At 43.4% G+C, this 24,838-nt stretch carries 18 protein-coding genes, 1 pseudogene and 1 riboswitch; of the genes and pseudogenes, 6 read left to right on the top strand and 13 right to left on the bottom strand.

What is annotated here, in order from left to right:
* Window positions 1-259: 259 nt before the first annotated feature.
* The 13 genes and pseudogenes from fis to FH976_RS08790 all read right to left on the bottom strand — a co-directional run bounded on the left by fis (window position 260) and on the right by FH976_RS08790 (window position 15,488).
* Window positions 260-556, bottom strand: coding sequence for a DNA-binding transcriptional regulator Fis (gene fis, locus FH976_RS08730; protein ID WP_190332672.1), 297 nt, complete (start codon window positions 554-556; stop codon window positions 260-262).
* A 75-nt stretch (window positions 557-631) separates the two neighbouring features.
* Complete coding sequence (gene dusB / locus FH976_RS08735) at window positions 632-1,597, bottom strand: tRNA dihydrouridine synthase DusB (protein WP_194090521.1); 966 nt, start codon at window positions 1,595-1,597, stop codon at window positions 632-634.
* Between the two features lie 217 nt (window positions 1,598-1,814).
* A complete protein-coding gene (prmA, locus tag FH976_RS08740; protein WP_194090484.1) occupies window positions 1,815-2,705 on the bottom strand; it encodes a 50S ribosomal protein L11 methyltransferase in 891 nt (296 codons plus the stop codon).
* Between the two features lie 139 nt (window positions 2,706-2,844).
* On the bottom strand, window positions 2,845-4,299 hold the full coding sequence (panF, locus tag FH976_RS08745) for a sodium/pantothenate symporter (protein WP_194090485.1): 1,455 nt from the start codon (window positions 4,297-4,299) through the stop codon (window positions 2,845-2,847).
* 67 nt (window positions 4,300-4,366) lie between these two features.
* Window positions 4,367-4,636, bottom strand: a pseudogene (locus FH976_RS08750) (YhdT family protein); the annotation flags it as partial.
* Window positions 4,637-4,780: 144 nt separating this feature from the next.
* The gene (gene accC, locus FH976_RS08755) at window positions 4,781-6,124 is read right to left on the bottom strand and encodes an acetyl-CoA carboxylase biotin carboxylase subunit (RefSeq protein ID WP_194090486.1); all 1,344 of its coding nucleotides are present in this window, start codon (window positions 6,122-6,124) and stop codon (window positions 4,781-4,783) included.
* A gap of 27 nt (window positions 6,125-6,151) precedes the next feature.
* Window positions 6,152-6,610, bottom strand: coding sequence for an acetyl-CoA carboxylase biotin carboxyl carrier protein (gene accB, locus FH976_RS08760; protein WP_194090487.1), 459 nt, complete (start codon window positions 6,608-6,610; stop codon window positions 6,152-6,154).
* Window positions 6,611-6,718: 108 nt separating this feature from the next.
* Entirely contained in the window at window positions 6,719-7,213 is a 495-nt protein-coding gene (aroQ, locus tag FH976_RS08765) for a type II 3-dehydroquinate dehydratase (RefSeq protein WP_194090488.1), read from the bottom strand.
* A gap of 321 nt (window positions 7,214-7,534) precedes the next feature.
* On the bottom strand, window positions 7,535-9,481 hold the full coding sequence (gene acs / locus FH976_RS08770; protein WP_194090489.1) for an acetate--CoA ligase: 1,947 nt from the start codon (window positions 9,479-9,481) through the stop codon (window positions 7,535-7,537).
* Between the two features lie 198 nt (window positions 9,482-9,679).
* Window positions 9,680-10,321 carry a 3'-5' exonuclease gene (locus tag FH976_RS08775; RefSeq protein ID WP_194090490.1) on the bottom strand — a complete coding sequence of 214 codons (642 nt, stop codon included), beginning with the start codon at window positions 10,319-10,321 and terminating at the stop codon, window positions 9,680-9,682.
* 22 nt (window positions 10,322-10,343) lie between these two features.
* Window positions 10,344-12,137 (bottom strand): DUF294 nucleotidyltransferase-like domain-containing protein, encoded by a 1,794-nt coding sequence (locus FH976_RS08780; protein ID WP_194090491.1) that lies wholly within the window; start codon window positions 12,135-12,137, stop codon window positions 10,344-10,346.
* A 190-nt stretch (window positions 12,138-12,327) separates the two neighbouring features.
* Window positions 12,328-14,280 carry a MacB family efflux pump subunit gene (locus tag FH976_RS08785; RefSeq protein ID WP_194090492.1) on the bottom strand — a complete coding sequence of 651 codons (1,953 nt, stop codon included), beginning with the start codon at window positions 14,278-14,280 and terminating at the stop codon, window positions 12,328-12,330.
* A 2-nt stretch (window positions 14,281-14,282) separates the two neighbouring features.
* Window positions 14,283-15,488 carry an efflux RND transporter periplasmic adaptor subunit gene (locus tag FH976_RS08790; protein ID WP_194090493.1) on the bottom strand — a complete coding sequence of 402 codons (1,206 nt, stop codon included), beginning with the start codon at window positions 15,486-15,488 and terminating at the stop codon, window positions 14,283-14,285.
* Between the two features lie 289 nt (window positions 15,489-15,777).
* Between FH976_RS08790 and FH976_RS08795 the strand changes: the two genes are divergently transcribed.
* From FH976_RS08795 to thiE, 6 genes are all read left to right on the top strand, one after another.
* A complete protein-coding gene (locus FH976_RS08795; protein WP_194090494.1) occupies window positions 15,778-16,950 on the top strand; it encodes a 3-phenylpropionate MFS transporter in 1,173 nt (390 codons plus the stop codon).
* A gap of 126 nt (window positions 16,951-17,076) precedes the next feature.
* Window positions 17,077-20,532 carry a hybrid sensor histidine kinase/response regulator gene (locus FH976_RS08800; protein ID WP_194090495.1) on the top strand — a complete coding sequence of 1,152 codons (3,456 nt, stop codon included), beginning with the start codon at window positions 17,077-17,079 and terminating at the stop codon, window positions 20,530-20,532.
* 23 nt (window positions 20,533-20,555) lie between these two features.
* A complete protein-coding gene (locus tag FH976_RS08805) occupies window positions 20,556-20,807 on the top strand; it encodes a hypothetical protein (protein ID WP_194090496.1) in 252 nt (83 codons plus the stop codon).
* A gap of 77 nt (window positions 20,808-20,884) precedes the next feature.
* Window positions 20,885-21,268 (top strand): fluoride efflux transporter CrcB, encoded by a 384-nt coding sequence (gene crcB / locus FH976_RS08810; RefSeq protein WP_194090497.1) that lies wholly within the window; start codon window positions 20,885-20,887, stop codon window positions 21,266-21,268.
* Between the two features lie 39 nt (window positions 21,269-21,307).
* Window positions 21,308-21,407, top strand: a riboswitch (TPP riboswitch).
* A gap of 123 nt (window positions 21,408-21,530) precedes the next feature.
* Entirely contained in the window at window positions 21,531-23,492 is a 1,962-nt protein-coding gene (gene thiC, locus FH976_RS08815) for a phosphomethylpyrimidine synthase ThiC (RefSeq protein ID WP_324187419.1), read from the top strand.
* Window positions 23,489-24,829, top strand: coding sequence for a thiamine phosphate synthase (gene thiE, locus FH976_RS08820; protein ID WP_194090498.1), 1,341 nt, complete (start codon window positions 23,489-23,491; stop codon window positions 24,827-24,829). The genes thiC and thiE overlap by 4 nt, the downstream gene beginning before the upstream one ends.
* The last annotated feature ends 9 nt before the right edge of the window (window positions 24,830-24,838 follow it).

The raw sequence follows: 24,838 nt of genomic DNA on the forward strand, positions 1-24,838 counted from the left end.
CGTTGTTTTTTGAGTTCTTGTTGATGTTGCTCGACCATGATGATGACTTAATAGGGGGGAAAGTGGCGTTATGTTATCAAACTTATGTGCAAGGACGAATGTGTATTATACCGTTCTGAGCTTGTCGGCTAAATTTTGAGGGGGCGGGGTCATTAAGTTCCGTTTTACCCTACATTTAGATATTAAATTCAGCTATAAAAAAACCGCATCGAATCAACTATTCAGATGCGGTTTCTTAAATTACTTTCTAAGATTGCTCTTAGTTCATGCCGTATTTCTTAAGTTTCTTGCGAAGCGTACCACGGTTGATACCCATCATGTTCGCTGCGCGAGTTTGGTTACCGCGAGTGTATTGCATAACCATATCAAGCATTGGTTGCTCAACTTCTGCTAGTACTAATTCGTATAGTTCAGTAACGTCTTGGCCATTTAATTGTGCAAGATAGTTCTTTAAAGATGCTTTTACAGAGTCACGTAGTGGTTTTTGCGTGATTTGATCTTGTGATGTCACTGTCGTTACTGTTAGTGGTTCTACAGTCAGATTTTGTTCGAACATAATTAGTCTAAGCTCTTTTTGGTAATATTATAATGCAACGTTATTTCTATCGACTATTTAAAGGATCACTCTAAATTAGTTAGGATAGACAACATAACCTTTAAGCACATCAAGCTGCTGATTGGCATCTTCGATGGCGTTGAAAATACGGCGGAATTCACCCGCTTGGTCGTGTTCTTTTAGGTACCAACCCACATGCTTTCGGGCAATGCGAGGGCCTAAAAACTCGCCATAAAACTCATGTAAAGCTTGAACATGGCCAATGAGAATCGCTTGCACTTCTTCTGTTGGAAGGGGTGGCAAGTGCTCTCCCGTGTTTAAAAAATGTTGGATTTGATTAAAAATCCACGGCTTTCCTTGGGCAGGTCTGCCTATCATTAGAGCGTCTGCGCCAGTGTACTCCAGCACATATTTTGCTTTTTCTGGGCTATCAATATCCCCGTTAGCAATAACAGGAATCGAGATAGCATTTTTGACCGCTCTAATGCTGTCGTATTCTGCGTCACCATTGTACATGCAGGCTTTGGTTCTCCCGTGGAGTGCCAAGGCTTGTATGCCACATTGTTCAGCCATTTTCGCGACTTCAACACAGTTTTTATTGTCTGTGTCCCATCCTGTGCGCGTTTTAAGAGTCACTGGGACATCGACTGCTTTGACTACCGCAGTGAGTATCTGTTTGATAATCTCTGGGTATTGCAGTAACGCGGAGCCTGCGAGTTTTTTATTTACTTTCTTAGCAGGACAACCCATGTTGATATCGATGATTTGCGCACCGTTTTCAACACTGACTTGAGCCGCTTGCGCCATTAGTTGTGGGTCGGCTCCAGCAATTTGTACACTGCGAATGCCCGATTCGCCTTCATGTACCATTCGCTGGAGTGACTTGGATGTGTTCCAAACTTTTGGGTTAGAGGACATCATTTCACTGACGGCCATGCCTGCCCCATATCGAAGACATAATTCACGAAACGGTCTATCCGTTACACCCGCCATTGGGGCTACGATTAAATTGTTCGATAATGTGTAGTTTCCGATCTTCAAAACACTCACCTAATCCTTTGTTCTTTTACTATCGTTTATTACTTATACGATGCATCAATAACGCGGATATAGTTCTAATAGCAAGGGCGCGCATTTTACGCATTTTTTCGGGGCGTGAAAAGACTAATATTTGAGCATTTTACAATTAGTTTCATAAATAGCCTGTTTTTCAGTCAATTAGCCCCGAAGTCGACGATTATTATTTTGATGAGCGTAATTAATCAGGCTTTTTTTGACCTGAGATACGACACCACTCTTGTTGTGATGCAATTGGGTCGAGATTAAATCGTGCATCATAATAGGTGGCAACATCGGTCGCTTGGGTATCTAACACGCCCGACATGGCTAATAGACCTTGTGGTTTGACTAAGCTTGAAATGACATCTGAAAGCTCACGTAATGGCGCGGCTAAAATATTGGCGACCACGACATCGGCAATTAATCCGTCTGGTTGATCTTGTGGAAGGAATAGCTCTAGTTGGTCTGCGACGTCATTACGTTTTGCATTTTCAATCGAAGCAACAATCGCTTGTGGGTCGATATCGATACCAATCACTTTGGCCGCGCCGAGTTTAATGGCAGCAATCGCAAGAATGCCTGAACCACAACCAAAATCGATGACAGTTTTGCCTTCCAAATTGATGCTTTCTAACCACTCTAAGCACAACGCGGTGGTGGAGTGAGTTCCGGTACCAAATGCAAGGCCAGGATCGAGCATGACGTTAATCGCGCTTGGATCCGGCACATCGCGCCAGCTTGGGCAAATCCACAGGCGTTCGCCAAATTTCATTGGGTGGAAGTTATCCATCCACTCGCGTTCCCAGTCTTTATCTTCAAGCTGCTCGACTTTGTGAGCAAAATCATCGCTCAACATGTTGCTGTCTTTAATTTGCTTAAGCACTAGCTGCGTATCGGTTTCGGCATCGTACAGCGCCAGAATATCGGTTTCACCCCAAAGGCGAGTCTCACCCGGTAGAGGTTCAAAGATGGGAGTGTCTTTCGCATCAAGAAAAGTCACCGACAGTGCGCCAGTGTCGTCCATTAGCATATCTCCAATCGCTTCTGCGTTGGCTTTGGTTGCATTTAGTTTTATTTGGATCCAAGGCATAGGATTGATCTCTCGCTGGATAATAGAAATTGGTTAAACAATAAATTGTGGCGAAGTTTAGCAGAAAATAAGTAAATGAGGCGAGTATTGTGGGGAAGTCATGCTCAAACTTGAAAGCTTGAGCATGGCTATCTTATCACTAAGCGGTTTCTGCGGAGGTGTGCGGTGTCGGTTTTAGCTTGCTACCAATAATAAAGGCGATTAAACCTATGATGAGACTCGGCACGATGGCATGAACACCGGCTAAGTCAGGTTTGAAGGTACTGATCGCAATGTAGCTGATTAGCCCTGCCAGCATGGAAGCAAAAGCACCAGTTGCAGAGGCATCTTTCCAATATAAACCCAAAACGAGCGGCCATAAGAACACCGCTTGCATGCCACCAAATGCGAGTAGGTTGAGCCAAATGATCATATCGGGTGGATTCAATGCTGCCACAAATACCAGCGCGGCAAAAATTCCTGTGACCCATAAGGACAGTTTTGGCAGTGTTTTTTCTGCTGCTTCGCCTTCTGCTATCGATGGGTTGATGTAGTTGATGTATAAATCTTTGAGTAACGTCGCTGAGGCTTGGATCAGTTGTGAGTCAATCGTAGACATGATGGCGGCCATTGGACCGGCTAAGAATATTCCTGCCACAACAGGGGGCAACACTGTGATCATCAAGGTCGGCATGATTTGATCTGGGCTGGCAATATCAGGCACGATCGCGCGTCCGAATGCGCCAGCCAGATGCATACCAAACATCAGTAACGCCACCATGATGGTGCTGATCACCATACCTTTATGCAGCGACGCGCTATCTTTATAAGACATACAACGAACGGCGGCATGCGGTAGGCCAATCACACCAAAGCACACTAATATCCAAAAGCTGAGCATAAACGGCTGGCTTAAAAAATGATTGGGGCCGTAAGGAGTGACGAGCGAGGGATCGATATGATGTAAATCCGTAACGATTTCGCCGATGCTGCCGCCAGCATGAATAATCCCAACTAATAGGGCGATGGTGCCGATGATCATCATTACGCCTTGAAGGGTATCTGTCATTACCACAGCGCGAAAGCCGCCAATAGTGGTGTATAAACCCACGGTGATGGCAAAAATCATCAAGCCATGAGTGTAGGATAACCCCGTCACAGTTTGCAGCAAGCGCGCTCCGCCAACGAACTGAACGACCATGGTGCCAAAGAAAGCTAGTAACAATGAGAGCGAAGCAAAGATCACGACACCTCGATGCTGATAACGCGCATACAAAATATCGTTGAGGGTGAGTGCGTTATGGCGGCGAGCTTCAATCGCAAATTTCTTGCCTAACACCCCGAGAGTGAGCCAAGTCGCAGGCAATTGGATCATGGCAAGTAAAACCCATCCCAAGCCCATTTGATAAGCCGCTCCCGGCCCGCCAATAAACGAACTGGCGCTGGCATAAGTGGCGGCAAGCGTCATGGCAAGCACAAAGCCGCCCATGCTACGTCCACCCACTAAATACTCGTTTAGAAAACCGGCTTTGTTGTCATGTCGACTGCTCCAATAGGCCAAGCCAAAGACAGCAATAAGGTAAATCACTAATGGGATAAGGATCTCAATATTCATGTTGGTCTTCTTGTTGGCTGGCAGCGTGTGGTGCTTTTTGTTGTGGCTGAGATTTTGTTTCTAACCATTCAGGTTCTATTTCTAATGACATGTCTTGATAAACCCATTTGACCATGGCGGCGCACAATAAAGTAAACACAATTGGCCCGATAACACACGCCATTAAAAACCATAAAGGAAAACCAAAGTAGAGTGTCGGCATGGCTTGGATATTATCGGGCGCCGGCGCTAAACCGTAAGCAGAAGCATACCACCACACAAAATAAGCCAGTGCGAGGCCAATCGCCCATTTAGCTTCTTTATGCGCTTGTTGGTAGCGAGACGTGAGTGTCTTCATGGTTGGAGAACCTTGGGTTGAAATTAATAGAGATTAAGAAAGGCGGTATTTTGGCAAAAGTTTGATATGGATACAAATGACAATCTATAAATAATAAAAAGGCCGCATAATGCGACCTTCTGATTTAGCTATTCAACGATGGGATTATTGTAATCCTAGTTTCTTCTCAAGGTAGTGGATGTTCGCACCACCGTGTTGGAAGTTTTCATCGTTCATGATGGTAATTTGTAGAGGAATGTTGGTCTTGATGCCATCGATGATGGTTTCGCTCAAAGCATTCTTCATACGTGAAATTGCCACATCGCGGTTTTCGCCGAATGTGATCAATTTACCAATCATTGAATCGTAGTGTGGCGGCACAGTATAACCAGCGTAAATATGAGATTCCCAACGAACGCCCATACCACCTGGTGAATGGAAATGTTCAATCTTACCTGGGCAAGGTAGGAAACGCTCTGGATCTTCAGCATTGATACGACATTCAACCGCATGGCCACGGATCTTAATATCATCTTGAGTGAATGATAATGGTTGGCCAGCTGCAATGCGTAATTGTTCTTTGATAAGATCGATACCGGTAACCATTTCAGTCACTGGGTGCTCAACCTGAATACGAGTGTTCATTTCAATGAAGTAGAACTCACCGTTTTCATATAAGAACTCAAAAGTACCTGCGCCACGGTAGTTGATCTCGATACAAGCACGAGTACAACGTTCACCGATGTATTTACGCATTTCTTCTGTAATGCCCGGTGCCGGAGCTTCTTCCACTACTTTTTGGTGACGACGTTGCATAGAACAATCGCGTTCACCTAAGTGGATTGCGCCACCTTGTCCGTCGGCTAATACTTGGACTTCAATATGACGTGGGTTTTCAAGATATTTCTCCATGTAAACCATGTCATTATTGAAGAACGATTTTGCTTCAGAACGTGTCATTGCAATCGCTTCAACGAGATCGGCATCTTTCTTCACAACGCGCATACCACGACCGCCGCCGCCGCCAGAAGCTTTGATAATCACTGGGTAACCAATGCGTTTTGCAAAAGCACGGTTCTTGGCATCATCATCGTCTAATGGGCCATCAGAACCCGGTACACAAGGTACGCCCGCTTTTTTCATGGCACTAATTGCGGAAACTTTATCACCCATTAAACGGATGGTTTCACCTTTTGGTCCAACAAAAATAAAGCCTGATTTCTCAACTTGTTCAGCAAAGTCAGCATTCTCAGAAAGAAAGCCGTAACCCGGGTGAATAGCAACTGCGCCGGTTACTTCTGCTGCTGCAATGATACGAGGAACATTTAAGTAGCTGTCAGTACTGCGAGCAGGACCAATACAAATGGTTTCATCTGCCAATAGCACGTGTTTTAAATCACGGTCAGCGGTTGAGTGAATAGCAACAGTTTTGATGCCTAACTCTTTACATGCGCGAAGAATACGGAGGGCTATTTCACCTCGGTTCGCGATGACTAATTTATCTAGCATTTTTATCTTGCCTCTTAATCGAGATGATTATTCAATAATTACAAGAGGTTGATCAAATTCAATCGCTTGTCCATCTTCTGCAAGGATTGCTTTGATCACGCCTGATTTGTCAGCTTCAATTTGATTCATCATTTTCATCGCTTCAACGATACAGATCGTTTGACCTTCTTGTACCGTTTGGCCTACTTCGATGAATGATTTTGCTTCAGGGCTTGGAGAACGGTAGAAGGTACCCACCATTGGAGAAAGTACTTTATGACCGGTTTCAACTGGAGCCACAGGCGCTTCAGTTACTGCCGCAACGGGTGCAGCAGGAGCCGCTACAGGTGCAGGAGCTTGTTGTGCATATTGCATTGGAGCCGAAGGTGCTACTTGAGCACTATAACGGTTGATTCGTACCGATTCTTCACCTTCAGAAATTTCAAGTTCAGCGATGCCAGATTCTTCTACTAGCTCGATTAGCTTCTTGATTTTGCGGATATCCATAATAAATTCTCTATGTGTTTAATTATTCAGTGTATAGCTGGCAAAATTGTCAGCCGATATTATATTGCCCATCAACCGTTATATGCGGATGGTTATTGACTGTTTCCATCACTTATTTTTTGTAAGTGCTTGATGAGCAGCCGATAATGCAAATTGGTAGCCTTGAGCCCCTAAACCACAAATTACCCCGACCGCTTTGTCGGATAGGTAAGAATGATGTCGGAAAGGTTCACGAGCATGAACATTGGATAAATGTACTTCGATAAAAGGGATATTAACGCCCAGTAAAGCATCACGTAATGCCACGCTCGTATGTGTAAAAGCGGCTGGGTTGATGATGATGAAATCAATCGTGTCATGCGAGGCATGGATCGCTTCAATTAATTCGTATTCACGATTCGATTGTAAGTGAGACAGTTCGATTCCCAATTCTTTGGCTTGGACGTCTAAATCAGACACGATATCCGATAAAGTGTGTGAGCCATAATGAGCGGGTTCACGTAAGCCTAGCAAGTTTAAATTTGGGCCATTTAAGACCAGAACTTGTAAGTTTGCTGTCATCATGAAGCTAATATCCATCAAAGTGAATGTAAAATGCATCATGTCATAGATTTGATACATTACTAACTAAGATAGCAAAAAAAATCGTGACTGCATCAATTAATTTACCTGATTATAGCGAAATCACAGCAAATCGCAGCAAATTACTGGTCTAATGACTTGTTTTGTTCGTTTTTAGAGCGATTGTGAACTGAGCTTTATTAATTGAGTTTTCGGCTTTATTCATCGTTTGTAGAAATAAGAGAAACGCTATTCATTGATATTCGGTTGGTGCTGATGACGATCATTTGTTCTAGATAGAACGAAAAAATCAGGCCATTATAAAATGACCTGATTAAGTTGGGATGAAATTTTAATGAGGCATTAAACTAATCTTGATTTCTCTTCGATTAATTTATCCACCACGCTTGGATCAGCAAGAGTGGAGGTATCACCTAAATTACCCGTATCGCCAGTGGCAATTTTACGCAAAATACGACGCATGATTTTGCCCGATCGGGTTTTTGGCAACGAGTCTGTCCAATGCAAAACATCGGGCGTGGCAATAGAGCCAATTTCTTTACGAACCCAATCTTTGACTTCTTTGTGTAATTCGGCTGATGGGAATTCGCCATCATTTAAAGTGATATAAGCATAAATCGCTTGGCCTTTAATATCGTGTGGAACGCCAACAATTGCCGCTTCTGCAATTTTATCGAACGCCACTAGGGCTGATTCAATTTCAGCGGTTCCCATGCGGTGACCAGATACGTTAAGTACATCATCGACACGACCGGTTATCCAATAATAACCATCTTCATCACGACGTGCGCCATCACCTGTGGTGTAAACACCTTTAAAGGTTGAGAAGTACGTTTGTTCGAAACGCTCGTGATCACCATAAATAGTGCGCATTTGTCCTGGCCATGAATCGGTGATCACCAAGTTGCCTTCTGTAGCGCCATCAATGACATTGCCTTCGTTATCGACTAAGGCTGGTTGTACGCCAAAGAATGGGCGAGTGGCTGAGCCTGGCTTAAGGTCGGTTGCACCTGGAAGAGGGGAAATCAAAATTCCACCTGTTTCGGTTTGCCACCAAGTGTCTACAATCGGGCAACGTTCATCACCAATGGTTTTGTAATACCATTCCCAGGCTTCTGGGTTAATCGGTTCACCGACCGAACCCATGATGCGTAAACTTTTACGCGAGGTGCCTTTAATGGCTTCATCGCCTTTGGCCATCAAGGCGCGAATGGCAGTTGGCGCGGTGTAAAGAATATTAACTTGATGCTTATCGACCACTTCGCTCATGCGACTGGTGTTAGGGTGATTTGGTACGCCTTCAAATAAGATGGTTTTCGCGCCATTGGCCAGTGGTCCATAAACAAGGTAAGTGTGTCCTGTGATCCAACCCACATCGGCGGTACACCAGAATACTTCCCCTGGTTGATAATCGAACACATATTTAAACGTCATGGCCGCATAAACTAAATAACCACCCGTGGTATGAAGCACACCCTTAGGCTTACCAGTTGATCCCGAAGTGTAGAGAATGAAAAGTGGGTCTTCAGCATTCATGGCTTCTGGTTCGCACACTGGAGAGGCTTTTTCGGTTGCTTCATGCCACCAAATATCACGCTCACTATTCCATTCGACCGCTCCGCCAGTACGTTGGAAAACAATCACGCTGCGCACATTGGTGTCTGGATTTTTTAAGGCTTGATCAACATTGGCTTTGAGAGGAACAGGTCGTCCGCCACGTAAGCCTTCATCGGCCGTGATCACAATGTGAGAATTTGAATCGATAATACGACCAGAAAGTGCCTCAGGAGAGAAACCACCAAATACTACCGTATGCACTGCGCCAATGCGGGTACAAGCGAGCATTGCGACTGCGGCTTCCGGTACCATTGGCATGTAAAGACAAACGACGTCACCTTTTTTGACGCCTTGCGCTTTTAATACGTTCGAAAAACGACATACTTTCTCATGTAGCTGTTTAAAGGTGATTTGTGCATCATCATTGGGATCATCGCCTTCCCAAATAATGGCAACATCATCACCGCGTTCGGCTAAGTGACGATCAATGCAGTTGGCCGAAACGTTCAGTTTGCCATCTTCAAACCATTTAATATCGACATGACCTGAATCGAATGAGGTATTTTTTACTTGAGTGAACGGTTCGATCCAATCGAGAATTTTGCCATGCTTACCCCAAAAACTGGTTGGGTCAGTGACCGACTCTTGGTACATGGAAAGGTATGTATCGTTGCTTGCGTGAGTGGTCTTTAGGATGTTGTCTTTGACCGGATGAATGTGTACTTCACTCATAATTCTCTCCTTGGATGAGTCAGACTCTTAATTAGTTCACCTTAATGCTGGTGATTGTCGTTTTTCTTGTACGTTAACTGTCTGCCTATCCTTATCTCATCACAATTAGACTTTAGGATTAAAGATTGAATTTATTGGCTTTTTTATGCGATGAATCACACAAAACGAGACTTATACTCAAGTATCGAAAGGGCGGTTTTACTTAGGAATGAAAGGCGTAGGCTGTGATCCATAGGTAAGACGGACATAAATTAATGCGGCGGTAATCGTATCTTGTAGAGCATCATGTCGCTGCTGGATGGGCAGATCTAAATGACGACAAATGGTTTCTAAGCTGAGATCAAAATAGGCGTTGGGCAATAAACGCTCAAGTCTTTGGTGATATAACTGACTGACTTCAATTAATGGATTGGGCAGAGGAAAGCCTAAATGTTTTTTACAAGCACGATCTAAGATCGCCTTGTCGTAGCGGATATGATAACCCACCAAAGGGCGATTACCGATAAAAGCTAATAGTGCTTTAATCCCATCAATTTCATGGTAACCATTATGCAGATCATTGTGACGTAAGTGATGGATTCGTACCGAGCCTTGATCGAGAGATTGCGGCGCTTTCAGGCGAATATGAAAAGGTTGACTGGTGATAATTTTATTACCAATAATTTTTGTCGCCGCTATCGTCACCAACTCTGCTTGTGCTGGATTTAAGCTGGTGGTTTCACAATCCAATGAAATGTATTCTTTTGGGGTTGTTTTATTGGTTTTATCTCGGCGAAATAAATATTGATAGTCCGACCCTTTCAATCGGTGTGACCACCAGAGTCGTTGTAGTAGATTCATTTATCATTCCTCAAAGTGTACTTTAATCACTAATTTGATAGTGATAACGAAGCCACTGTTTGAATTTTTTCACGGCATGTAAGCTGTGGCGTAATAGATCACGCTCGGTTCGGTTAAGCAGTTTGGTATCTAAAGTATTATGGTGATGATTAAGTTGTAATTGTTGGCTTAATCGCCATTTTAAAAAGAGTTTTAAGGCCTCTGATAAGTTGTCTTTGGTGAGTGTGGCTAATACCTGTTTTTGTTCCAGTCTTTCAATTCGTTCAAAAGTATTGGTGGCGGTAATGCCATACTCTAACGCCAGTGTTCGAATGCCATGCACAATAGGAAAAATGCCACCTTGTTTAATATCGATGCCTTGTTTATTTTGCTTTATTTGGCCAAATAAGGTTAAAGGCACCGCAAAACCTAACGCTGGACGGGCAAACTGCATGAGCAATAATGACTGTTGCTGCATAAGGTTGTGTAAGTGTTGTTTGACTGGTGAGAGTAATTGGGTGTTGCCAGCAATGGCTAATGCATCTGCCATAATCGCCAGTGACATAACGGAATGTGGCGTATTGTTTTGCGCCCAAGCTGATAAGCTCTTCTTCCAGTCTAATTGTGATTTGACCCAATCAGGGTTGTTCACCATCACTTGCCCTTTACATAATGGATAACCGAGTTGTTGCAGGGTATGGGTTAACTTGTCCATTAGTGGTGCAAATTGATGCCAATGCAGGCCATCTTTAATAATTAATGCATTATCTTGGTCGGTTTTGAGAATTTGTTCACCACGACCTTCGGATCCTAAGACTATTAAACAGCAGTGATCATGCAGATGTTTAGGGACAATGAGTTCAAAGGCTTTTTCGATAATATGTTCATTGAGGGCGGCGATAAGTTCCATCATAAAACGGGTGCGAATACCATTTTTATGTAAATTGGTCACAAGTTCTCGCTGTTGATGCGCCGCGAGTGCGAGTTCTTCAACGCTGGTGGCATTCGTGATGCGTAAGCTTAATACATGTGAATGGGTTGAAAATGCTGACAATACTTGGGTGAGATCCAACATACCAATCGCGGTTGAGTCACGTTTTACCATTAGTCGCTTACAACGATTTCGAGTCATGCGGATCATGGCATCAAATAAATACTCACCATGTTCAATGGCGTGCACCGGATAAGTGGCAATGCTTTGTACTGGCGTTTGAAGTGAGTGACCATTTAATACGATGGCGTGCAATAAGTCGGTACGAGTGACGATGGCATAATCATTGGCTTTTATTTCAACCAACGCGGCATCGATTTTTTTTACCTGCATTTCTGAAGTGACATATTGCAGAGAATCTTGTGGCGTGAAAATTAAAGGTGCTTGATAAATATGGCTGTCGATTTTGGTTAAAATAAATTCCGCCAAATTTTGCTGCTGATGAGCATTGTTTAAAAGCGCCTGACGTTTGGTTAAGTTACTGTCAAAGTAAGCCGCGAAATCGAGATTATGTTGATAGAACTCTTGGAAGACGCTACGAGGTAATAAATAACTTAATGTATCTTCAAGCGCGGTGTAGCGATGTTTAGTTATGCCATCTAATTGTGCTCTTACATCAAACATATCATCTGGGGTGTAATGGGCAAAGACCTCTGTTCCTTGCTTATTGGTTTCTTCTACCGCCCCTTTAATGACAATATGCAGCGCTTCGCAATCTTGATTTGGTGATAAAATAGTGTCGTATTCACGAAAATAAGCCACATCCAAACTTTGGCGTAAGCGTGCTTGTTCGCGCTTGGTTAAGCGGTTAAATGGAGCCAATGTCATGTTGAATTTATCAGGCATCAATACTCTTCTTACTTGAAGGCGCGGCGGCGCTCGTTCACCTCAATAATGAGGAAAGAGGAGTGTGGCTAATATTACTATGCATCGCTAGACGACTTTGGTCTATGGCCTCAGTTGAATCGCATTTCCATCAATAGTTGTGATGAGTCATTGTTGAGACTCATAACGGTATTTCATATGACAGTCGATATTAATCTCTTGCTAATGCATCAATGGGATCCAATTTTGCCGCATTCTGAGCAGGTAAAAATCCAAATAATACGCCAATTAACGTTGAGCATAAGAATGCCGCAATAATGGAGTTTGACGAGTAGATCATTTGGAAGCCCGCGCCACTGGATTGCAATGCAAAGCCGAGTAAATAGGCTAAGCCAATGCCCAATAGACCGCCAAATAAACACACTAAAATCGCTTCGATTAAGAACTGACGTAAAATGTCGCTTTGTCTTGCACCAACCGCCATGCGCACGCCAATTTCACGGGTTCGCTCAGTGACGGAAACTAACATGATATTCATGACTCCAATGCCACCGACGATCAACGAAATAACGGCAATCGCAGAAATGAGTAGTGTCATAGTGGCAGTGGTTTTCTCTATATTTTGACGAATGGTATCGCTATTAATCGTAAAGAAATCTGCCGTGCCGTGGCGTATGGTTAACAAGGATATAATACTTTGCTCAGCAGCATCGCTTGGTACTTCTGGATTGAGCCGAATGCTAATGCTGTTTAAGTAATTTTGCCCCAACATGCGCCCTGCAACCGTGGTGTAAGGTATCCAAACATTCAGGGTATCGCTGCGTCCAAATGCTTGATCTTTGGGTTTGGTGACACCAATGATCCTAACCGGCAAGCGACCTAAAAAGATCACCTGACCAATTGGGTTGGCATCATCGAATAATTCTTGGCTGGTGTTACTGTCAATCATGGCTTCTTGAGCAAGGGTTTTGATGCTATTTTCATCCCAAAATTGACCTTGGTTTAGTTGGTAATCGTAAACACGAAAATAAGCAGGACCTACGCCTTGAACGCTGCCCGTTACCGCTTGATTTCCGGCGCGAATAGTCACCGATGTGCTGACGCTCGGCGTAACACTATCAATGAAGGGTAAATTTTCTAGGGCTTTGGCATCGCCTGCGGTTAGGGTTTTTATACGTCCTGATCGCCTGTCGCCAAATCCTGTACCGGGCCTAACATCAATGGTGTTAGTGCCAAGTGATGAGATGTTTTGTAAGATTTGTTGTTGCGTGCCAGAACCAAGAGCCACCACTGAGACGACCGACGCGATACCAATAATAATGCCGAGCATGGTCAGAAAGGTGCGTAAGCGGTGACTCGACATAGCAATAAGCGCCATTTTAAAGGCTTCACTAATACGATCGATTTGGGTTGAGACTATATTTTTGCTTTTTTCAGCTCGTGGTTCTAATTGCTTTTGAGTGGTGAACCGCTCTTTATTATTGACATAATCTTGGATGATTTCGCCATCTTTGATTTCAATAATACGGTCGGCAAATTGTGCCACATCCATATCGTGAGTCACTAATATGATCGTGTGGCCATCTTGATGCAACTCTTGCAGTAACAGCATCATTTCTTTGCCGCTGTGGCTGTCTAATGCCCCGGTTGGTTCATCAGCTAAAATGACATCGCCACCATTCATTAAGGCTCGCGCGACACTAACTCGTTGCTGCTGCCCACCGCTGAGCTGGCTAGGCTTGTGATCTAAGCGAGTCCCTAAGCCTAATCGAGTTAATAATTCTTCGGCACGTTGATGGCGAGAGTGTTTACTCTTTCCTGCGTAGACGGCAGGTACTTCAACATTGGCGACCGCATCGAGATCTCCGAGTAAATGGTAGCGTTGAAAAATAAAACCAAAGTGTTCTCGGCGTAGGGCGGCGAGTTGATCCACTTCCATTTGGGAGGTGTCTTGTCCATTAATAAAGTATTGGCCTTTGGATGGTTTGTCCAAACAACCGAGAATATTCATTAATGTGGATTTACCTGAGCCTGAAGCGCCGACAATGGCGACCATCTCGCCACGTTTTATTTCTAAATCAACGTTGTTGAGAACGGTAAGTTGTTGCTCTCCAGCCGAAAAACAACGTGATACGCCAGATATATGCAATAACGCATCAGTCATGATTATAACCTTACACGCGATTTACGATCGGATGGCGAGGGTGCGCCTATGGTTGCAATGCCGACTACCACTTCATCGCCAGCTTTCACGCCAGATAAAATTTGCGCGTTCACTTTATTGTTTAAACCCACTTTGACTGGGCGTTGTTCGACTTGACCATTCACTAATACTGGAATTTGATAGCCTTGGCCTTTGGCACTTTTGGTTAACACTTGTGAAGGCACTAGGAGAGCGTCTTTCGCTTGATTTAAGACAATCGATACTTGGGCTGTCATGCCGATACGTAATACTCGATCAGGATTGTCTACATCAAATAAGCCATTGAAATAAATAGCATCATTATCACCAATCGTGAGCACGCTATCATTACCATTCATTAAAGTAGGCCCCGGTTCGATAGCGCGTAATTTGGCTCGATATGGATGATCCGGTCGACCTAAAATGGTGAAGTAGACTTCTTGTCCTGGTTTTACATCAACCACATCGGCTTCTGATATTTGTGCCTTGATGGTCATAGTATCGAGTTGCGCCAGTTCAATGATGGTTGGTGTGGTTTGATTGGCGTTAACGGTTTGCCCGGTTTCAACTGCGGTGTAAACCACTGTGCCGTCAATGGGCGCAGCGATAGTGGTGTAACCGAGATCGAGTTTTCCGGTGTCCACTTTTATAATCGCTTGTTGTTTTTGCGCTTCGAGCTGTTTGGATTCTGCTTTATAAACGGTAAGTGTTGCTTGTGCGGTATCGTAATCGGCTTTGGAGCTCGCTCTGGCCGCGAGCATACTTTTTTGTCGATTAAACTCTAGTTGAGCTTGATAAATCTGTGCACGTTTTGCTTCCATTTGGGCATTAATACTATTTAAAGAGGCGATGGATTCTTTGAGATTATTTTGTTGAGTGAGATCATCAATTTGTGCGATCAAATCACCTTGCTTTACTTCATCGCCTAAATTCACCGCGAGATTTTTGATTTGACCAGAAACTTGCGCCCCGACATTCACCAATTTAGAAGCCTGTAACATGCCATTGGCGAGAACGGTTTGTTCTATATCACCAGTATGAACCGTAACAGTGGCATAATTTTTCGTGGGGGCAGCATTGGTTTGAGAGTGCCAATAATAATAGCCACCGGATATCACCACTAGGCCCACGAGCAAATATTTTTTAGGGAATTTTTTCACTGATTTATCCGTTTGGGTTTGTTCGTCCATAATCATGGTATGACAACCATCTGTCGGTATGATTCCATGCCGCCGTAACATGGAACACAATTTTCATGGGCTATACGATAAATACATTGTATGGCGTTAATGTGAGTATAAATTGGTTCAATGTAAATATGTTGTTCTATAACGTAAAAAAGCGTAAAGAATAAACCTGTTTGTAACCTAACATCTCACAGTAATGCGAATTATTTTCAATACGGTGTGTTCTTTAGTGTGAATTATTTTTTAGGCTAGGCATAATACTTTTCTTTTCTTTTTAAGAGTTTACAGTCACATGTTTAAACCATCTCCCTTCGGTTGGGTCTCTCAGTATTTTGGCGGTTTCTTTTTTGCTTATGGGGTGTATTTACCTTTTTTGGGACTATGGTTTTCAGACCAAGGTGTTTCAGCTGGCGATATTGGCGTCTTAATTGGTATCGGTTTTGCAACTCGCTGTTTAACCAATTTGGTTCTTACTCCACGTTTGCATAAGGTCGAACATTTAATTCCAGCTTTACGTCTTAGCACCTTTGCGGCCCTTCTTTTTGCGATTGCTCATTTTTTTACTGGTGGGAATTTTTGGTTGTTGGTTCTGGCGACCATTGGTTTTAATGCCTGCTTTGGCCCAGGGATCCCATTGTCTGATGCGATGGCAAATTATTATAGTAAATTAAAGCTATTGGATTATGGCCGTAGTCGCTTATGGGGCTCGGTTTCTTTTATTGTCGCCTCCACCTTGGTGGGTTATTTAGTGGAAGGCTTTGGCAGCTCGATGATCATTTATACCGTGATTGCAGGCTTATTCGTTACGTTACTTGTGTCTTTTCGCTCCCCATCAGTGTTACCCGTTTCTTCGGTTGAGCTGCACCAGAACACAAGACCAAAATTATGGGCAATATTAAAGCAACCTCATGTTATTAAATTCTTATTTTTAATTGCATTAATTCAAGGTTCCCATGCGGCTTACTACAGTTTTAGTGCGATTTATTGGAAACAGTTAGGCATTTCAGAGGCCGTGGTGGGGTATCTCTGGAGTGTTTCGGTGGTGTCGGAAGTATTAATGTTTGCCTTTAGTGGTCGTTTATTTGCTCATTGGAGCTTACGGGCGATGTTTTTATTGTCGGCAACGGGCGTGATTGTACGTTGGAGTGGGCTTGCCATTAGCACCGAAATTTGGCCATTGGTGATCTTTCAATTGCTGCATGGCGTGACATTTGCTTTGGCTCACTTTGCGACGATTCGTTATATACAGCAAGCCGATGACAATCAAATGGTGCCATTACAAGCGTTATATAATGCGATTCCAATGGGTGGTTTTGTCGCCGCAATGACGGCGCTAAGTGGCTGGGGATTCCAATTATGGGATGGTGGCATCTTCTGGGTGATGGCGGCAATGGGCGTATTGGCATTATTTGTGAAACTGGATGAACCAAAATCGGTAGTCGCTGCACAGATTCCAGTAAAATAGATTGAGACAAGCTTCTGCGCAATGCACAATTTAAGCCTCGACTCACAGTATGATTAGTACTGAATTCGAGGCTTTTGTTTAACTTCCGTACGGATGACGGAATATAGATAGCGGAACCGAGGTGTTATGCAAGGATGGATTGTAATTCCCGTATCACTAGCCTATTTAGGCGTATTGTTTTTAATTGCTTGGTATGGTGATCGTCAAAAAAGTTGGTTATTTAAATGGCGACCTTGGGTTTACAGTTTATCGATCGCGGTGTACTGCACTTCATGGACTTTCTTTGGCACGGTTGGCCAAGCCAGTTTAGATTTTTGGTCATTTCTTCCTATCTACCTTGCACCTATTCTCGTTTTCACTTTTGGTTGGCGTATCCTCGCGCGCTTAATCTTAATTACCAAGCGCGAACATATTACTTCTATTGCTGATTTTATTGCTGCGCGATATGGAAAGTCACAAGGTTTAGCCATTACGGTGACCTTAATTGCTGTGGTTGGGATCTTGCCGTACATTGCACTGCAACTACGCGGAATCACCATGGGGTTAGATTTAGTTGCCCCTAATTTAATGGATTACCTTGGCTATCAAGATCTACAAGTCTCTTGGTTTGTGGTGGGTGTGATGGCTATGTTCACTATTCTTTTTGGCACTCGTCATATTGATAACACCGAGCATCATCGGGGTATTATGATGGCGATTGCGTTTGAATCGATCGTTAAGCTGGTGGCCTTTTTATTGGTGGGTGTCTTTGTGGTGATGATGATCATCAATTCGCCAGATATTTCGCTGCCTAAACTTGCTCAGCAATATTATCAGTCCCCCAATATTCCTACTCTTGTTATTCATATGCTTCTAACGATGGCGGCGATTATTTGCTTGCCGCGTCAGTTTCACACCACCATTGTCGAAAACGACCAAGCGCGTGATTTACACACCGCGCGCCGAGTCTTTCCTGTCTATTTATTCTTGATGGGATTATTTGTACTGCCAGTCGCGTGGGCAGGGCAGCATTTCCTTCCTGGTACGAGCGCCGATGCTTATGTGATTAATTTACCTTTAAGCGTTGGTTCGGAAACTATCGCTTTGCTGGCGTATTTAGGTGGCACTTCAGCGGCAAGTGGCATGGTTATCGTCTCCACCATCGCGCTGACTATTATGGTTTCTAATGATCTGGTATGGCCGATGTTGTTACGCCGTATGCGCCTTTCTAATGCGAAACCAAAGCAGATATCGGGATTGTTACTCAACGTAAGGCGAGGCTTGATTGCATTGTTGCTGTTAGGGGCATGGGGCTTTTATCAAGTGTTAGATCGCGTATCGTCATTGTCGGTGATTGGTTTGCTTTCTTTTGCGGCAATCGCACAATTTGCTCCCGCGGTTTTAGGGGGAATGTATTGGCGTAAAGGTAACCGTAAAGGAGTCTATGCGGGTTTGTTGTTTGGAATGCTGGTGTGGCTCGCGACCTTAATGTTGCAAACGAATATGTTGGCCGGCAGTGATAAAACCAATTTGTTGCTGTGGTTGTTAGCCCCCCCAGAATGGTTGCAGCTTTTAAAGCTTAAAGCTTCGGATTGGGGAATGGCGCTCAGTCTTATTGTTAATACGTTAGCGTATATATTAGTCTCTTTAATTACACGCTCTAGCCTAAGTGAGCGCTTACAAGCGGCTTCATTTGTCGGAACTCCATTACCTGAAAATGAAGATGTAAGCTTATATCAAAGTCGAGTGAGCGTCGCTGAGTTGGAGATGCTGGCCTCTCGATTTGTGGGACGTAAACGAGCTCGTCATGCCTTTCAATTATTTTGGAAACAGCAGCAACAGACCTTGATGCCACAGCAACAAGCTTCCGCACAATTGATCCGTCATACTGAGCGAGTGTTAGCAGGAGTATTCGGTGCATCTTCTTCGAGGTTAGTGCTTACTTCTGCGCTGCAGGGCCGTAATATGCAACTTGAAGAAGTCGCCGCGATTGTTGACGAAGCCTCGGAGTTATATGATTTTAGCCGAGGTTTATTACAAGGCGCGATTGAGCATATTGGCCAAGGTATTGCCGTGGTGGATAAGCAGCTTCGATTAGTGGCTTGGAATCAGCGTTATTTAGAGCAATTTGAATTCCCTCCGGGGTTGATTCAAGTCGGAAGGCCAATTGCTGATGTTATTCGCCACAATGCCGAACAAGGATTGTGTGGTCCCGGTGATCCTGAGAGCCATGTAAGTCGCCGGGTAAAGCATTTAGAACGAGGTACTAAGCATACTTCTTCGCGTGTTCGTGATGACGGACAAGTTATTGAAGTACAAGGCAATCCAATGCCAGGCGGTGGTTTTGTGATGAGCTTCTCTGATATTACCGCTTTTCGCCGTGCTGAGCAGGCTCTTAAAGAAGCGAATGAAACATTAGAAGATCGCGTTCACGTCCGTACTCAAGAATTAGAAATCTTAAATACTCAGTTGGTTTCTGCTAATCAAAGTGCTGAACATGCGTTGCAGTCAAAGAGCCGATTACTTGCGGCAGTGAGTCACGATTTAATGCAGCCTCTCAATGCTGCGCGTTTATTTGCATCTTCATTGACTGAAACCGCACAAGATCAAAATACCAAACAATTTTCCTCTCATATTGAAAGCGCTTTAGGTGCGGCTGAAGATTTGATTGGAGATTTGTTGGATATTTCACGCTTAGAGTCGGGCAACGTTCCGACTGAAATAAGAAGCTTTGCATTACATGAGGTGATCGATAATTTAGACGCAGAGTTTGGTGCCTTAGCCACTCAGCAAAAAATAGAATTTAATCGTATCCCTTCAAGTGTTGTGGTGAAATCCGACCCTAAGTTATTACGCCGTATATTACAAAACTTACTGACCAATGCTTTCCGCTATAGTCAAAAGGAAGGTAAGCAAGCCAAAGTGGTTTTGGGTGTTCGACATCTTCATCGGCATAGCCAAGATCCACAGATCAAAATTGAGGTATGGGATAATGGTATAGGTATTCCGTATGAGCAACAAAGTGAAATTTTTGAAGAGTTCACGCGTGTGGATCAAAATCGAGCTGATCAAGGTTTAGGCTTAGGACTGGCGATCGCCAGAGGTATTGCTCGCTTGTTGGATCATCGAGTTGAACTGCGTTCTTGGCCGGGCAAAGGTACGGTATTTTCCGTTACATTAGATGTTGGTATATTACTTCCCCAAAAACCAAGTTTAATACCAACACCGCCTCACGCGCCTTTAGCTAATATTAAAGTCTTGTGTGTTGATAACGAATCCGAAATATTATTAGGCATGGAAGCATTATTGGATCGTTGGGGCTGCGAAGTGAAAACCGCGCTTAACTTACAACAAAGCCTGCAAGCGATGGATAATGACTGGTACCCCGAAGTGGTTTTTTCTGATTACCATTTAGATAATGGATGGACAGGGTTAGAGGTTTTATTGCATTTACGTAATCAATTGGGCGATGGGTTTGAGGGTGTTATTATTAGCGCCGATCGATCGCCTGAAGTCAGTCAAATGATTCAACATGAAGGATTTAAATTGCTTGCTAAGCCAGTTAAACCGCTTAAGTTAAGGGCAATTTTAGATGGCTTATAGATTAAAGGAAGGAAGAAAAAATCATGATGGGTGAGTTTAAAACTAAGCAGGGCGCATTAATTGAAATTTACCAAGGCCAAGTTCGCATTGCGATTGGTGGGTTAGTAGTGACGGATAAAGTGGAGAATATTCATGCGATCACCATTACGGCACTTGATGGTTCAAACAGTTTTTATTTAGCGGTTGATGATTCTAATGCATTGTTGTTTTTGGAATCGCTAGAAGAGCTACAAGATGTTGCGAATGTTCTGGGATTAGAGGTAGAAAAAAGTTAAAACTTGAGATCTGCTTTCTATACATTAATCTGGTATTACAATTGTATGTGCAAGTTATATTATGTTTTTCGGTTATTATGGGTCAGTTGATGATTTTAAGTTATATCGCCTTAGGTGGGGCTGTTGGTGCGTGTTCGCGTTATTTAGTTTCCGAACTTTGTATCTTGTTACTCGGAAGAGGTTTTCCATATGGGACGCTCACGGTCAATGTGGTCGGCTCGGCTATAATGGGGCTATTAATCGCAGCAATGGAAAATGAATTGGTAGCGGAGTCTCCTTGGCGACTGATTATCGGCTTAGGTTTTCTGGGTGCATTCACCACATTTTCGACTTTTTCAATGGATAATGTTCTTCTTATGCAGCAAGGCGCTTTCTTCAAAATGGGCTTAAACGTGTTGTTGAATGTCGGTTTGAGTATTTCTGCTGCGTGGATAGGCTTCCATTTTTTGATTAAAAACTAAGCTTAATATTGTTATAAATTCGTTATCGTCTATACTACTTTTTACTTGTCGGAGTGCCATAAGGCTGAGACCGCGTCATTGCGGGATCCGTGAACCTGATCAGGATAATACCTGCGTAGGGAACGAGAGAAGAGTAATCCATATTACCCCTCTATAAATGTAGCTGTGTTTTTACATCGCAGATCTGCATTCTTGTGCATTAAAATCCGTCAAGCATTTACTCCCTTGGGAGCCCTAACTCAAAAAGTTAAAGGAAAATGCTATGTCGTCAAGTCGCAAACAAGCTCGAATGGAAGCCAAAAATTTCATTGAGTCTTTATCTGTTCAACCTTATCCCAATTCATCGAAAACCTATATTGAAGGTAGCCGCGCTGATATCCGCGTCCCAATGCGAGAAATTTCGCTAGCGGATAGCTTAATTGGTGGCGGTAAAAAAAATCCGGTCTTTCAACCGAATGAACCCATCCAAGTTTACGATACTTCTGGCTTGTATACCGATCCTGATTATCAAATCGACCTGTACACCGGCCTACCGAAATTGCGTGAACAATGGATAGAAGAGCGCAGTGATACCGAAATTTTAGTGGATGTCAGTTCATCTTTCACCAAAGAAAGACTTGAAGATGAAACCTTAGATGATCTTCGCTATGGCAATTTACCCCGAATTCGTAAAGCTAAATCTGGCCAGTGTGTCACTCAACTTTATTATGCGAGACAAGGCATTATCACTCCTGAAATGGAGTTCATTGCGATTCGAGAAAATATGGGTCGCCAGAAATTTGCCGATGAACAAATGAACCAACAACATCCAGGTAATAACTTTGGCGCTAATTTACCCAAGGAAATCACGCCTGAATTTGTACGTCAAGAAGTAGCAGAAGGGCGTGCGATTATTCCTTCTAATATTAATCACCCAGAATCTGAGCCTATGATCATTGGCCGTAACTTTTTAATTAAAGTGAATGCCAATATCGGTAACTCATCGGTGTCATCATCGATTGAAGAAGAAGTCGAAAAACTCGTGTGGTCAACTCGTTGGGGTGGCGATACGGTAATGGACTTGTCTACCGGACGTAATATTCATGAAACCCGTGAGTGGATTTTGCGTAATAGCCCTGTGCCGATTGGTACGGTTCCAATGTACCAAGCATTAGAAAAAGTGAATGGTGTCGCAGAGGATCTTAACTGGGAAGTGATGCGCGATACCTTGATTGAGCAAGCCGAGCAAGGGGTGGATTACTTTACTATTCATGCCGGTTTACTGCTTCGTTATGTACCTATGACCGCTAAACGCGTGACTGGTATTGTTTCTCGCGGTGGTTCTATTATTGCTAAATGGTGTTTAGCACATCACCAAGAAAGTTTCCTTTATACCCATTTTCGTGAGATTTGTGAGATTTGTGCTAAGTATGATGTGGCTCTTTCTTTGGGTGATGGTTTGCGCCCCGGATCGATTGCAGATGCGAATGATGAAGCGCAATTCGCTGAACTACGTACATTGGGCGAGCTAACCAAAGTGGCGTGGCAATATGATGTGCAAGTAATGATTGAAGGCCCAGGACATGTGCCTATGCATATGATCAAAGAGAACATGGATGAACAATTAAAGCATTGCCATGAAGCGCCATTTTATACATTAGGCCCTCTGACAACCGATATTGCACCGGGTTACGATCATATTACTTCGGGTATTGGTGCGGCCATGATTGGTTGGTTTGGTTGCGCGATGTTGTGTTACGTCACGCCTAAAGAACATCTTGGATTGCCAAACAAAGAAGATGTTAAAACTGGTTTAATAACTTACAAATTAGCCGCGCATGCTGGGGACTTAGCTAAAGGTCATCCGGGTGCGCAAATCCGAGATAATGCCTTATCGAAAGCGCGCTTTGAATTTCGCTGGCATGACCAATTTAATCTATCGCTCGATCCTGAAACTGCGTTGGCTTTCCATGATGAAACCCTGCCGCAAGAGTCTGGAAAAGTTGCGCATTTTTGTTCGATGTGTGGACCTAAATTTTGCTCGATGAAAATTTCTCAAGAAGTACGAGAGTACGCAAAAGATACCAAACAAGTCGCAGCGGATCAGGCGATTAATATCAAGATGCTAGATGATCCACTAGAAGGGATGAGACAAAAATCAGCTGAGTTCCTAGCTAGCGGATCGGAGTTATACCATCCGGCGGTATCTCATCAGCCTGAAAAATCGGAGCAGGAGGTTGAATGATTAAGATTAAATTTCCACCGCAGTATGAGGATATCAAAACGATATTCTTGCAATGCTTAAGTGCGGCTAACCAAGTCGGATTTGCCACTGATCATATTCAAGTAAGCGACAGTGATAGTGGTGGCTTTATTTATCACGATGGTATTGAAGACAAGATATTTTCGGTGCAATTGAATGCTCCTATTCCTGCTTTTGAGGAGGAGTTAGAGCTAATATCAAATGAATTAGACTCAAGTCTATCTCAAAGCGAAGTTCGGCACTTAGTGTATTTAGATGGCGCTTCACTGCCGGCAGTGTTGAATCAAAACACCATTTATATTGATGCACTATTTCATGGTGAACATCATGATATTTGGCTTAATACTGAATCCGAGTTTTGCGTTTTACGTTCAGCGCAGAAAATACAGCTAGAGCCACATCGTCATTTTGCCTGGTTCTTTGCTTGTCTTAGTTTGGACTTTCCTTTGGAAGATGCCTTAACTTTAGCGCGAGCGGCTGTATCGCATTCTCATATGTCATCGTCAGAAACATTGAATTCAGCAGATGCAGGGTTGAATGTTTCACGTGAAACATGGCCACAAGAGCGCTTCTTATTTCCTGTACCTTTATTGGTGAATGATCGGGTAGAGCAGGAATTAGAACTTCAGTTTCAGTGGGAGAGTATTCAAGAGTCTTTGTTTGATTTTGCTGAGTTAGAAAGAGATAAATTTCGCTTATATCCAGTGGTGACTGACTTTACTCAAATTGAAACATTACTCAAATTTGGAGTGAAAACAATTCAGTTACGCATTAAGGACCCAGATCAAAGTGACTTAGAGTGGCAAATTGAGCAAGCGATAAAACTGGGGCGTGAGCATGATGCGCAAGTTTTCATTAATGACTACTGGCAACTTGCCGTTAAGCATAAAGCCTATGGTGTGCATTTAGGGCAAGAGGATCTACTTACCGCAGATTTAAGAGTGATTGAACGGTCAGGTTTACGATTAGGTTTATCAACACATGGTTACTATGAAATCCTAAAAGTGGCACAACTCAACCCTAGCTATATTGCGCTTGGGCATATTTTCCCCACGCCAACTAAACAGATGGTATCAAGACCACAAGGGCTGACTAGGCTGCGTTTATATCAAGAAATGATCAGTAGCCTAGTACCAAGTGAGCCAACGGTTGCGATTGGTGGAATAGATTTATCCAATGCTCAGCAAGTTTGGCAGTGTGGTGTAACGAGTTTGGCCGTTGTGCGTGCCATTACTCAAGCTCCTGATATACAATTAGCCATCAACTTATTTGCGCAAATTATGCAAACGGATGAGGCGTGTATTGCTGAATCAGCATAATTGGATTTG

The organism is Vibrio hibernica, from assembly GCF_015223435.1.
Taxonomy (GTDB): domain Bacteria; phylum Pseudomonadota; class Gammaproteobacteria; order Enterobacterales; family Vibrionaceae; genus Vibrio; species Vibrio hibernica.

What these genes read in the sequence shown, in the direction of transcription:
- FH976_RS08785 (WP_194090492.1), bottom strand. Translation starts at nt 14,280, where the DNA reads ATGACTGATGCGTTATTGCATATATCTGGCGTATCACGTTGTTTTTCG.
- panF (WP_194090485.1), bottom strand. Translation starts at nt 4,299, where the DNA reads ATGAATATTGAGATCCTTATCCCATTAGTGATTTACCTTATTGCTGTC.
- accB (WP_194090487.1), bottom strand. Translation starts at nt 6,610, where the DNA reads ATGGATATCCGCAAAATCAAGAAGCTAATCGAGCTAGTAGAAGAATCT.
- thiC (WP_324187419.1), top strand. Translation starts at nt 21,531, where the DNA reads ATGTCGTCAAGTCGCAAACAAGCTCGAATGGAAGCCAAAAATTTCATT.
- FH976_RS08805 (WP_194090496.1), top strand. Translation starts at nt 20,556, where the DNA reads ATGATGGGTGAGTTTAAAACTAAGCAGGGCGCATTAATTGAAATTTAC.
- fis (WP_190332672.1), bottom strand. Translation starts at nt 556, where the DNA reads ATGTTCGAACAAAATCTGACTGTAGAACCACTAACAGTAACGACAGTG.
- accC (WP_194090486.1), bottom strand. Translation starts at nt 6,124, where the DNA reads ATGCTAGATAAATTAGTCATCGCGAACCGAGGTGAAATAGCCCTCCGT.
- FH976_RS08780 (WP_194090491.1), bottom strand. Translation starts at nt 12,137, where the DNA reads ATGCCTGATAAATTCAACATGACATTGGCTCCATTTAACCGCTTAACC.
- crcB (WP_194090497.1), top strand. Translation starts at nt 20,885, where the DNA reads ATGGGTCAGTTGATGATTTTAAGTTATATCGCCTTAGGTGGGGCTGTT.
- FH976_RS08775 (WP_194090490.1), bottom strand. Translation starts at nt 10,321, where the DNA reads ATGAATCTACTACAACGACTCTGGTGGTCACACCGATTGAAAGGGTCG.
- FH976_RS08790 (WP_194090493.1), bottom strand. Translation starts at nt 15,488, where the DNA reads ATGGACGAACAAACCCAAACGGATAAATCAGTGAAAAAATTCCCTAAA.
- FH976_RS08800 (WP_194090495.1), top strand. Translation starts at nt 17,077, where the DNA reads ATGCAAGGATGGATTGTAATTCCCGTATCACTAGCCTATTTAGGCGTA.
- FH976_RS08795 (WP_194090494.1), top strand. Translation starts at nt 15,778, where the DNA reads ATGTTTAAACCATCTCCCTTCGGTTGGGTCTCTCAGTATTTTGGCGGT.
- aroQ (WP_194090488.1), bottom strand. Translation starts at nt 7,213, where the DNA reads ATGATGCATTTTACATTCACTTTGATGGATATTAGCTTCATGATGACA.
- acs (WP_194090489.1), bottom strand. Translation starts at nt 9,481, where the DNA reads ATGAGTGAAGTACACATTCATCCGGTCAAAGACAACATCCTAAAGACC.
- thiE (WP_194090498.1), top strand. Translation starts at nt 23,489, where the DNA reads ATGATTAAGATTAAATTTCCACCGCAGTATGAGGATATCAAAACGATA.
- prmA (WP_194090484.1), bottom strand. Translation starts at nt 2,705, where the DNA reads ATGCCTTGGATCCAAATAAAACTAAATGCAACCAAAGCCAACGCAGAA.